Below are 10322 nucleotides of genomic sequence, written 5' to 3' on the forward strand. Positions count from 1 at the left end.
TTCCTTGGAGCGTTCCTTAGAGCGCGAACTGGCCGGACGTCTGCTGGATCTTGACGATCACGAACTCGGCCGGGCGGACCGGCGCGATGCCGACCAGGACGTTGACGATGCCGTTCTCGATGTCCTCGTCGGTCGTGGTGTCGCTGTCGCACTTGACGAAGTAGGCCTCGCGCGGCGTGCCGCCCTTGAAGGCGCCCTGGCGGAAGAGCGTGTGCAGGTAGGAGGAGGCGCTGAGGCGGATCTGCTGCCACAGGTTCTCGTCGTTGGGCTCGAACACCACCCACTGCAGGCCCCGCTGGAGGCTCTCCTCGACGTGCAGGGCGAGCCGCCGCACCGGCACGTACTTCCACTCGCTGTCGAGGGCGTCGGAGCCCTCCAGGGTGCGTGCGCCCCAGACGACCGGGCCGGTCACCGGGAACGTCCGCAGGACGTTGACGCCGAGCGGGTTGAGCAGGCCGGTCTCGCGGTCGGTGAGGTTGACCGTGAGGGAGTGGACGCCCGCGAGCCGCGCCTCGGTGCCGGCCGGGGCCTTCCACACGCCACGCTCGGAGTCCGTACGGGCGATGACGCCCGCGACCGCGCCGGACGGCGGGAAGGAGCGCAGCCGGCCGGTGAGCGGGTCGGTGAGCTGGAGGTGCGGGAAGTACAGGCCCGCGTGGTTGCCGCGGACGGCGTCGAACGCGGCGAGCCCGGCACGGGCGGTGTCCACGCTCACCCAGGTGCTCGGCGCGTCGACGAGCAGGAAGGTCCGCCGCTCCTGGCACAGCCGCTGGGCGGCCGAGACGACGGTGAGGGCGTCCTCCGTCTTCTCGTACGCCGCGAGTTCGGGCAGCACGAGCAGGTTGACGTCAGGGACGCCGCGCAGCGCCTGGATGCCGGACTTGTCGGCCTCGGAGCCGATGAGGTCGCGCGGGCCGGGCGCCTCGCCGTCCTCGCCGCCCTCCAGCGGGAAGACGGGCGGGTTGACGGAGGCCTCGAGGCCGAGGTCGTTGGCGCACTCGCCGAGGAAGCGGACGACGTCCTCGGGGTCGGTGGAGCCCGCGACGACCTGGACGCGCCGGCCGAAGGCGGTGACCTCGGCACCGGCGAAGGCGTGCTTGCCGGGCGCGTCGGGCAGGGCGCGCAGCTTGCGCTCCAGCAGCAGCGCCAGCTCGGCGACGGAGTGCGGGGCCTCGCCGTCGCAGTCGGGGTCGTGGAGCGTGAACTCCCGCTCCACGTCGCCGATCTTGACGGTGAGGTCCACGGCGAGGTCGGGCAGCTCGTGCCCGAACGGCTTGGAGACGGTGCCGGACGGGTCGGGCCGGCCCTCGCCGACGACCTCGACGCGGATCAGCCGGGAGCCGGCGTTGACGACGGTCTGCACGTACCGGCCGCTGGACGGGTCGGCGGACAGACCGGTGAAGCTCTCGCGGGCCTCGCCCTTGGCGTCGTGGACGCGCAGGTTGAAGGTCTCGTCGGGGCAGGGCGTGTCGTAGTCGACGGCGACGCGCAGGCCATTGCCCCACACGCCGGGTTCCCTGGCGTGCACCTTGAGGACGTCGCACTCGCTGTGGCCGTCGGTGGACTCCAGCGTGACGCAGGCGGCCTGGCCGCTGCCGGCCTTGGCGACCCGGACGATCACGGCGACGGTGCCGCCGTTGCCGAAGAACTGGTGAACGGCGTAGCCGACGGCGCTTCGCGCGCTCAGTCCCCCGAAGCGGCGCTCGAACTCCGTGAAGCTGGTGACGCGCACCGGTTCGTTCAGCGGACCGCGGCGGGTGTGGCCCACGAAGGCGGTCACCGAAGTGGTCAGGGTCGAGATGGTGCGGGTGCTGCTGGGAAGCTCTTCGACGTAGACACCGGGATACGTCGGCTTGGCGGCGCTCACTGCACTCATCGGCATTCCCCCTCCTATCCCTGTCTCGGGCACCGGTTGAAGGCACCAAGAGAGGGTGAGGGAGGGACGTTCCGGACGTGCGCGAGGAACTGCCCCCCGAGCGTCGGCGGTGGGCACGCGCACTTCATCAGTTCCCCCGTCAGTACCCGCGCGATTCGGTCGCACAGGCCAAGCAGTGTGCTTGTGACTCCTGATGCTCAAGTGCTCAATCCACCCTGATGCGTTCGGAGTTGACCGAGCAAGACAGGTTCTGGCCAGCAGGGTGGAAGGTTTTGTGAAGGCAAACTTCCGTGATTCACACATCCTGCCCGCGCGCCCTCGTGCACAGGTCCACATGCCCTGCACAGCGGGTGTGAACGCGGGGTGGCGGGCATGCCTGGGAGCCGCGCGTTTCCGGTGCCGGCGATCCATCCGACCAGCGCGCTCCCCGAGTTCTCCCCGAGTCGTTCATCGGCCAGTGGCCGGTTTCATATGGGCGGCATGGACGCGTACGGAGTTGACCGCGGCCTTACGTGATGCGTCTTCGAGTGCCCTCTTTCGACCGGGACATGCCCGACCCAAACGCCAGGCCACGCCACCCCTTCCGGCGCCTAGAAATATCTACGAGCATGACCGGTGCCGGATCGGCACCGCGGATCTCCCGGATTCCCGCGGGCCACCGGACCGTGTCCCGCGGGCGTCCTTCGGGGCACGCCGACTGTGCCTGGGGTGGCCATGCAGAGCGTCATGTGGAAGCAAGCCGTCGAGTGGCTCGCCGCGGCAGCCACGGACCCCCAGGAGTGCAAGCGGGAGTGGGACTACGGCGCGGGCACGGTTCTCGTGGAGGCCGGGCGCTACTGGGACGTGCTGAGCGTTCCCGACCGCCTCGGCCTGCTCGCCCTGGACTATCTGTGGCGCGACCCGCTGAAGGTGCCCGGCCCCACCCTGGTGGACTGCACGGCGCGCAGAGTGGGCTTCTTCCTGCCGCCCGACCCCGTCAGCGAGTGGGTCGGCTTCGGGGTCCGGCACGTCGGCCGTGGTTCCTGGGTCGCGGTACCGCCGCCGTACCGGCCCGCCGGCCGCCTGGAGTGGCTCGTCCCACCGGACGGCACCGGCGCCCTGCACTCCCCCGGCACCCTCGAGTCGGCCCTGCGCGAGGCCACGGGCACCCTCGCGGTACTGGCACCGGTCAGCGCGGAGCCGGTGGCACTTGACGGTTGGTGAGGCGGACACCGGGAGGAGCGGCCGGGGGTACCGGGATCCGATCTGCGGCCGGGCGGGTACCGGCCGGGGCGACCGGGCCTGTGAACCGGCCGGGGGCCGGATGTACTGCCGGAGGGATGACCGGGTCTGTGCGCTGGCCGGCGGTCGGATGGGCGCCGACAGGAGCGGCCGTGGCACCCGAGTGTCGATCAGCGGCCGGGCGAAGGCCTGACGTGACGGCCGAGCCTGTGCACCGACCGGGGGACGGGCGAACTCCGGCGGAGCCGACCGGGTTCGCGTGCCGGCCGGCGGTCGGATGGACGCCGGCAGGAGCGGCCCGGGCACCCGCATGTCGATCAGCGGCCGGGCGAAGGCCTGACGAGACGGCCGAGCCTGTGCACCGACCGGGGCACGGGCGAACTCCGGCGGAGCCGACCGGGTTCGCGTGCCGGCCGGCGGTCGGACGGGCGCCGACAGGAGCGGCCCGGGCACCCGAGTATCAATCGACAGCCGGGCGAAGGCCCGACGAAGCGACGAGGCCCGTGAACCGACCGGAGGCCGGATGTGCCGGACGGACAACCGGGCCAGTGCCCTGACCAGTAGTCGGACGGGCGCCGACAGGAGCAGCCGTGGCGCCCGAGTGTCGATCGACGGCCGGGCGAAGGCCTGACGAGGCGGCCGGGCCCGTGAACCGACCGGAGGACGGGCCAACTCCGGCGGAGCCGACCGGGCCTGGGTGGCGGCCGGCAGCCGGTTGTGCGCCGGAAGGGACGACCGGGCCCAGGTGCGGGCCGGTGTGCCACGCGGGGACGGCGGTCCAGGTCTCGCTCTCGGTCGGCGCGGCGAAGGAGACCCACTGGCCGTCACGGTGCTCCGGGGTGGCGTGGCCCCTGGCCTCCCACTCGGCGACGAGGGCCGCGTAGATCGGCGGATGGCCCGAGTATCCGCTGGTGAGTTCGGCGTACGGCCGGGGCGCGGCGTCGTTCCCGAGCAGGCGCCGCGCCGTCGCAGTGCTGTCCATGCCAGGGCAACGCGACGCCGCGCGCCGGTGGTACGCGGGCGGGACCCCGTCCGTCGGGTCGAGTGAACCCGTCACCCGTACGGCGGCACGCGGGGTCCGGACAAACATCCAGTCAGGCGGTCGCCCGTTCAGAGCAGCGTCACTCCCCGGCCAGTCATCCGGAACCCTGGCCCCCGGTCCGCCGGTTTCCTCGACCGGGCCCGGCGCATCCGGTAACACTGACCTCACGCCGAGAACCGGTACGACCGCAGGAGAGGCCATGTCACAGCGCCCTGACCTCCGGCAGCGCAGGGCCGTGCTGGAGCACGAGTGGTCCCACTGGGTACCGCGGCTGAGTGTCCCCGGCACGCGCCCGGGCGGCAGCGCGGCGTTGCGCCACGAGGTGACCGAGTCCTGGGCGCGTTCGCTGGGCAGTGTGGACCCGGGCCGGGACAGCGCCCCGGTCACCGACGGCGGGCCGGTGCACCAGCGTTGGACGTCCTCACCGCTGTACCGGCCGGTCTCCGGCCTCACCGGCGAACTGCACAGCATCGCCGAGGACGCCGGGTTCGTCACGGCGGTCACCGACGAGTCGGGCACCATCCTGTGGACCTGCGGTGGCCGGACCATGCGCCGCCGGGCCGAGCAGGTCAACTTCGCGCCGGGCGGACGATGGGACGAGCAAGCCATGGGCACCAACGCCCTCTCCCTCGCACTGCGTACGGGCCGCCCCACTTCCGTCTTCTCCGCCGAGCACCTGGTGTCGGCCCTGCACGGCTGGGTCTGCTACTGCGCCCCGGTACACGGCCCGGACGGCCGGGTCCTCGGCGTACTGGACCTGTCCACCACCTGGGACCGCTCGCACCCCCTGGCCATGTCCACCGTACGGACACTGGTGTCCACCATCGAGGCCCGCCTCACGACGGAACACCACCGCCCGGGCCGACCGAGCCAACCGTCCCGGCTGCGGTTCACCTGCCTGGGCACCGAGCAGGCAGCACGGGAAGGACGGCACCTCCCCCTGCGGCCCCGTCAGTTGGAGATCCTCACCCTGCTCGCGCTCGAACCCGCCGGCTTCTCCCCGGAGCGCCTGCGCGCCGCCCTGTACGGTGACAGGCCGGTCACCGCGTCCACCTTCAAGGCGGAGATCTCCCACCTGCGCCGCGCCCTCGGCGGCGGCATCGCCCCCCGCCGCTACGCCCTGACGATCCCGGTGTCCTGCGACGCCGCCGACGTCCTGCGCGCACTGGGGCAGGGTGACACGGACACCGCCCTGCGCCACTACGGCGGTCCACTGCTCCCCCGTTCCGAGGCACCCGGCATCGAGGAGTGGCGCACCCGCCTCGAAGTGGCCGTACGCGAGGCCGTGCTGGCGAGCACCCGCCCGGACCACGCCCTGCGCTACGGCGAACGGGCCCCGTACGACGCGGAGATCCACGAGCACGCGCTGCTTCTGCTCGGCCCGGGCGACACCCGCCGCGCGATCGCCGCCGGCCGGCTGACCACGGCCCTGCGCGACTGACGCGGCGCCAACCTTGCGCCAACCTCGCGGGAGCACAGTGAAGGGCGTCACCCGTCACCGCCCTTCACCGAGGAGAGCCGCCATGGTGTACGCGCAGCCAGGAACCGACGGCAGCATCGTCAACTTCGCCCGGCGCTACGACAACTTCATCGGCGGTGACTTCGTCGCCCCGGTCGAGGGCCGCTACTTCGAGAACCCGAGCCCCGTGACCGGCAAGCTCTTCTGCGAGGTGGCCCGCTCCTCCGCCGCCGACGTCGAACTCGCCCTGGACGCCGCACACCGGGCGGCCGACACATGGGGCCGCACGTCCGTCGCGGAACGCGCGGGCATCCTCAACAGGATCGCGGACCGCCTGGAAGAACACCTGGAGAAGATCGCGGTCGCCGAGACCTGGGAGAACGGCAAACCGGTCCGCGAGACCCTGGCCGCCGACATCCCGCTGGCCATCGACCACTTCCGGTACTTCGCCGGCGTCGTCCGCGCCCAGGAGGGCAGCATCGCGGAGATCGACGCCGACACGGTCGCGTACCACTTCCACGAGCCGCTGGGCGTGGTCGGCCAGATCATCCCGTGGAACTTCCCGATCCTGATGGCCACGTGGAAACTCGCCCCCGCGCTGGCCGCCGGCAACTGCGTCGTCATCAAACCGGCCGAGCAGACCCCCGTCAGCCTGCTCTACGTCATCGAACTGATAGCGGATCTACTTCCCCCAGGCGTGGTCAACGTCGTGAACGGCTTCGGCGTCGAAGCGGGCAAGCCGCTGGCCTCCAGCCCGCGTGTGGCGAAGGTGGCGTTCACCGGGGAGACGACGACCGGTCGCCTGATCATGCAGTACGCGAGCGAGAACATCATCCCGGTCACGCTGGAGCTGGGCGGCAAGAGCCCGAACATCTTCCTGCCCGACGTCACGGCCGCGGACGACGACTTCCTGGACAAGGCCGTCGAGGGCTTCGTGATGTTCGCCCTCAACCAGGGCGAGGTGTGCACCTGCCCGTCCCGCGCCCTGATCCACTCCTCCATCTACGAGGAGTTCATGGCCCGTTGCGTCGCACGCACGCAGGCCATCGTCGGCGGCGACCCGCTGGACCCGGACACCATGATCGGCGCGCAGGCGAGCAACGACCAGTACGAGAAGATCCTCTCCTACCTCGACATCGGCCGGAAGGAAGGCGCCGAGGTCGTCACGGGCGGCAACCCCCGCGCGGTCCCCGGCCTCGAGGGCGGCTACTACATCGAGCCGACGATCTTCCGCGGCACCAACGACATGCGGATCTTCCAGGAGGAGATCTTCGGCCCGGTCGTCTCGGTCACGACCTACGACTCCGTCGACGAGGCCCTCAAACTCGCCAACGACACCCTCTACGGCCTGGGCGCCGGCGTCTGGACCCGCGACGGCAACACGGCGTACCGCCTGGGCCGCGAGATCAAGGCGGGCCGCGTCTGGACCAACTGCTACCACGCGTACCCGGCCCACGCGGCGTTCGGCGGCTACAAGAAGTCCGGCATCGGCCGCGAGACCCACAAGATGATGCTGGACCACTACCAGCAGACGAAAAACCTGCTGGTGTCGTACTCGGCGAAGAAGCTGGGCTTCTTCTAGGGGGCACATGCAAGGGCGCCTGACCTGGCCTTTCACCCAGTCAGGCGCCTTGCGCTCAGCCCCGTCAGGCGCCGTTCCTGTGCTGACGCGGTCCCACTCCCGCATGGACGCCTCAATGAGACGGTTGGCCTGCTCCCGGATCCCGTCCCGGAACTTGGCGTAGTGGCGGAAGAGAACCTCAATGCTCTGGCCCGCACGGCGGGCACACTCGGCCGGATCCACGCCGGAGTACAGGCCAGAACGAGATCCCCGCGTACCGGAGATCATAGGGGCGCTTGGCCAAGCCGGAGACGAGTTCCGTGCGGGTCAGTAGTTGCCGGCCTGGTCCCGGAACAGACGGCCGTCCGGCGCCGCACCGAACCGTTCGACGTGCACGCGGAGGAGACGTACCAGCGTCGGCGGGATGGGCACCGGCCGTGTCGCGGTAGCCGCGCGGCGCTTGAGTGAGTGAACCTCGTGCACCACACCGTCGTCGGTCCACCCCTTGCCTGCCGTGACGACGCCACCCGACAGGTTGAGCATCCCCCACCCGGTCCCGGGCAAATGACATTGCCCGATGCGGAGGTGAATGACCTCCGCCGGACGCATTGCCGCGTAGTACATGCAGCTCGCTGACTGCAGGAGCGTTCCATCGCAATCCGTGGAGCGGGTTCTCCGCGAAGTAGCACTTCTCCACAGCGGTGTTGAGCACTTCGTCAAATGCAGCCCGCTTACGCCGAGCACTCTGAGCCGCTGCCGGCTTGTTGCGCCAGGGCGCACCAGGGCAGGTGTAACGGTGGCGAACGCATCGGCCAATGTGCGGCGGGTGTTTCCCGGCGTACGGTCCCACCGCTGGTCAAGATATTCGTACGCAAGGTCGAGCCACGTCGTCCGCTGCTTGATAGCTCGCAACTCGGACGTTGGCAGACCCGTGCGCATATCAAATGATTCGCCGTCGCGCGCCGCCGTCAGCAGTTTGGCCCGCCTGCTTTCGGCGAGTCCGACGGACCATGAACGGCTTGCGTCGATCTGGGCGCTCACGTATGCCCCAGAATCGGACGTTGTAGCTCATCGCCAAGTATCGGAATCTTTCTCACACATGTCCCACCAGGCATCCAGGTCTGCCCGACGGCACCGGAGTTCCCCGTCCCCACATAGCGGGTGAAGTCTCCGGCGATACAGATCAGGCGCGGGCTGCTCCACAGCACCTGGGACGCGGCCGTCACCCCGAGCCGGTCGCGGACCAGGTGCTCGAACTCGGCACGGTGATCCATCAGCCACGCCAGATAGAACAGGCCCTGGTTGATGGGCGGGTCAAGATTTGTTTCCGCAACGACCGCTAAGCCAGTGAAGTAAGCCAGTGAAGAACGTGTGCTGAATGACGGAGCCGCCTGCATGGTCCACGCCCTTACCTCACCGTACCCGGACGACCGGGGTTCCGCCGAAGCCGATGCCTCGGGTCAGCGGTGCTCCGGACCGCAGCGGGCGGGTTCGCAGGTCAGCTCATGAATTTGGCGCAGGCACTCGCAGTGACCCACCTGTGCGAGCTGATGTTGTACCACATGGGGTAGCCCCCGGTGCTGTCATTGCGCGCGAGGTCATCGACGTAGATCTCACTGCGCTTCAGACAGCTGTAACCACCGCGCTGCCACTCGTAGTTGGGGCTGACGTAGAAGGCGACCACGTCATAACCGCCGGAATACGTGCCGGTGTTGAGGACCGAGAAGGCACTGTCGTTGTCGCCTCCCTGGAACATGCCTGCGCCGTCGCCCCAGTTGGGGTCGTCACCCGCGTCGGCGCCGAGCAGGATGCGGCAGTCGGTCTCGTGGTACGCGCGGACCTTGCCGTCGCCCTTGTACTTGAAGTACTCGGCGTCACAGCCGGCTCCCGCCGTGGCGCTGCCAGCCGCCTGGGCCGAAGGAAATGGGATTGCGAGTCCGAGCGCCGCCGTGATGACCAGTGTCGTCAGAAGGTGTCGCACCTTGTGCATGGATGTCTCTCCTGTGTCTCGAGTGTTCCGCGGCGATCCGCCGCGGGGGCTCTAATCGCCGAGGAGCCGCTCGGCGCGGGTGAGTGCCGCTCTCTGGAGGCGGTCATGCGTGGCGAGGTCCCGCGCGTACCGAGCGCGCACGGGGGCACTGTGCTCCCGTTCCAGCCGGCGGGCGGTCCCGGCGAAGCCCGTACTGCGGGCACAGGTGGCTTCCGCGACGGCGAGGCGCACCTCCGTGGTGTGCGCGCGGCCGGGGTCCAGGCCCTGGGTGAGCCGGGGCAGCGCCGAACGGATCGCGGTGGGGTCGGTGTAGGCGTGCCCGGCCCGACGCATGCACGCGGCCCAGAGTCGCTGCGCCTTCGTGAAGCGCTCGTCGCGCAGCAGCCGCGGCACGTAGAGGGGCGTCAGGTTCGTCGCGATCTTGTCCGCCCGGAACCAGACCGACGGATCGCCGTACAGCCGTTTCCTCGCCTCGGCCTCGCAGCCGCCGTTGCTCGCCCGGACCCTTCCGCCGCCCGGCAGGGGCGTGATGAGCAGCGGAGTGCCGGGCCCGCCGGAGAGCGCACGGACGTAGGCGCGGGCTTCCGCCTCGGGCAGACCTGTCCGGTAGGTGATGTTGCGGTCATGCCGCTTGGTGGCGAGGGCCTCCTGCTGTATGCGTCCGCCGTAGCCGTGCCGGCGGGCCCAGCCCACGTCGTCCAGGACGTACCCGGGCGCACGCAACTCGTCCGCGCGCATCGAGGGGGCCACCCAGTAGGGGTGACCGTGCCGGGCCATGCACTTCTTGGTCAGCACCAGCTCCGCCCGGTCGATCACCGCGAGCTGTGCCTCGGTGAGGGAGGCGCCCTCGGGCGCGGCGGGACGCGTTTCGTCAGCGTGATCCGCCGGCCCACAGCCCGTCAGGGCCAGTGCCAGGAGAACCGTCGCGACGGTGGAAAGACGCCGGTCGAACCGCACGGGCTACTCCTCACCGACCCCACGGCAGCTCCAGGCCGCCCGGGGTTCACCGAAAGCGCGACAACGTATGCGGCGGAGCCGCCCGTTGCCCGGTCGGTCTTGCCTGCGGCGACCCTAAGGGCCCGGGCGGGGGGGGGGGGGGGGGGGGGGGGGGGGGGGGGGGGGGGGGGGGGGGGGGGGGGGGGGGGGGGGGGGGGGGGGGGGGGGGGGGGGGGG

At 70.6% G+C, this 10322-nt stretch carries 7 protein-coding genes and 1 pseudogene; 3 read left to right on the forward strand and 5 right to left on the reverse strand.

The features are described from left to right. Positions 1-16: 16 nt before the first annotated feature. Positions 17-1882: a phage tail sheath subtilisin-like domain-containing protein gene (locus ACZ6I3_RS12515; RefSeq protein ID WP_469414059.1), complete on the reverse strand. Its 1866-nt coding sequence runs from the start codon at positions 1880-1882 to the stop codon at positions 17-19. 708 nt (positions 1883-2590) lie between these two features. On the opposite strand from ACZ6I3_RS12515, the gene ACZ6I3_RS12520 reads away from it, so the two are divergent. The 3 genes from ACZ6I3_RS12520 to adh all read left to right on the forward strand — a co-directional run bounded on the left by ACZ6I3_RS12520 (position 2591) and on the right by adh (position 7180). After that, complete coding sequence (locus ACZ6I3_RS12520) at positions 2591-3079, forward strand: hypothetical protein (protein ID WP_189724575.1); 489 nt, start codon at positions 2591-2593, stop codon at positions 3077-3079. Between the two features lie 1259 nt (positions 3080-4338). After that, positions 4339-5580 (forward strand): GAF domain-containing protein, encoded by a 1242-nt coding sequence (locus ACZ6I3_RS12525; protein WP_469414060.1) that lies wholly within the window; start codon positions 4339-4341, stop codon positions 5578-5580. Between the two features lie 82 nt (positions 5581-5662). Next, complete coding sequence (adh, locus tag ACZ6I3_RS12530) at positions 5663-7180, forward strand: aldehyde dehydrogenase (RefSeq protein WP_469414063.1); 1518 nt, start codon at positions 5663-5665, stop codon at positions 7178-7180. A gap of 306 nt (positions 7181-7486) precedes the next feature. On the opposite strand, the gene ACZ6I3_RS12535 is transcribed toward adh, so the two are convergent. From ACZ6I3_RS12535 to ACZ6I3_RS12550, 4 genes and pseudogenes are all read right to left on the reverse strand, one after another. Continuing rightward, positions 7487-8200 carry a hypothetical protein gene (locus ACZ6I3_RS12535; protein WP_469414065.1) on the reverse strand — a complete coding sequence of 238 codons (714 nt, stop codon included), beginning with the start codon at positions 8198-8200 and terminating at the stop codon, positions 7487-7489. Positions 8201-8313: 113 nt separating this feature from the next. Then, positions 8314-8433, reverse strand: a pseudogene (locus tag ACZ6I3_RS12540) (DUF5655 domain-containing protein); the annotation flags it as partial. A 224-nt stretch (positions 8434-8657) separates the two neighbouring features. After that, positions 8658-9149: a hypothetical protein gene (locus ACZ6I3_RS12545; protein ID WP_469414066.1), complete on the reverse strand. Its 492-nt coding sequence runs from the start codon at positions 9147-9149 to the stop codon at positions 8658-8660. Between the two features lie 51 nt (positions 9150-9200). Next, on the reverse strand, positions 9201-10106 hold the full coding sequence (locus ACZ6I3_RS12550) for a hypothetical protein (protein ID WP_469414068.1): 906 nt from the start codon (positions 10104-10106) through the stop codon (positions 9201-9203). Positions 10107-10322: the final 216 nt, after the last annotated feature.

Source organism: Streptomyces sp. NPDC041940 (genome assembly GCF_055589465.1).

What these genes read in the sequence shown, in the direction of transcription:
- ACZ6I3_RS12525 (WP_469414060.1), top strand. Translation starts at nt 4,339, where the DNA reads ATGTCACAGCGCCCTGACCTCCGGCAGCGCAGGGCCGTGCTGGAGCAC.
- adh (WP_469414063.1), top strand. Translation starts at nt 5,663, where the DNA reads ATGGTGTACGCGCAGCCAGGAACCGACGGCAGCATCGTCAACTTCGCC.
- ACZ6I3_RS12545 (WP_469414066.1), bottom strand. Translation starts at nt 9,149, where the DNA reads ATGCACAAGGTGCGACACCTTCTGACGACACTGGTCATCACGGCGGCG.
- ACZ6I3_RS12515 (WP_469414059.1), bottom strand. Translation starts at nt 1,882, where the DNA reads ATGCCGATGAGTGCAGTGAGCGCCGCCAAGCCGACGTATCCCGGTGTC.
- ACZ6I3_RS12520 (WP_189724575.1), top strand. Translation starts at nt 2,591, where the DNA reads ATGCAGAGCGTCATGTGGAAGCAAGCCGTCGAGTGGCTCGCCGCGGCA.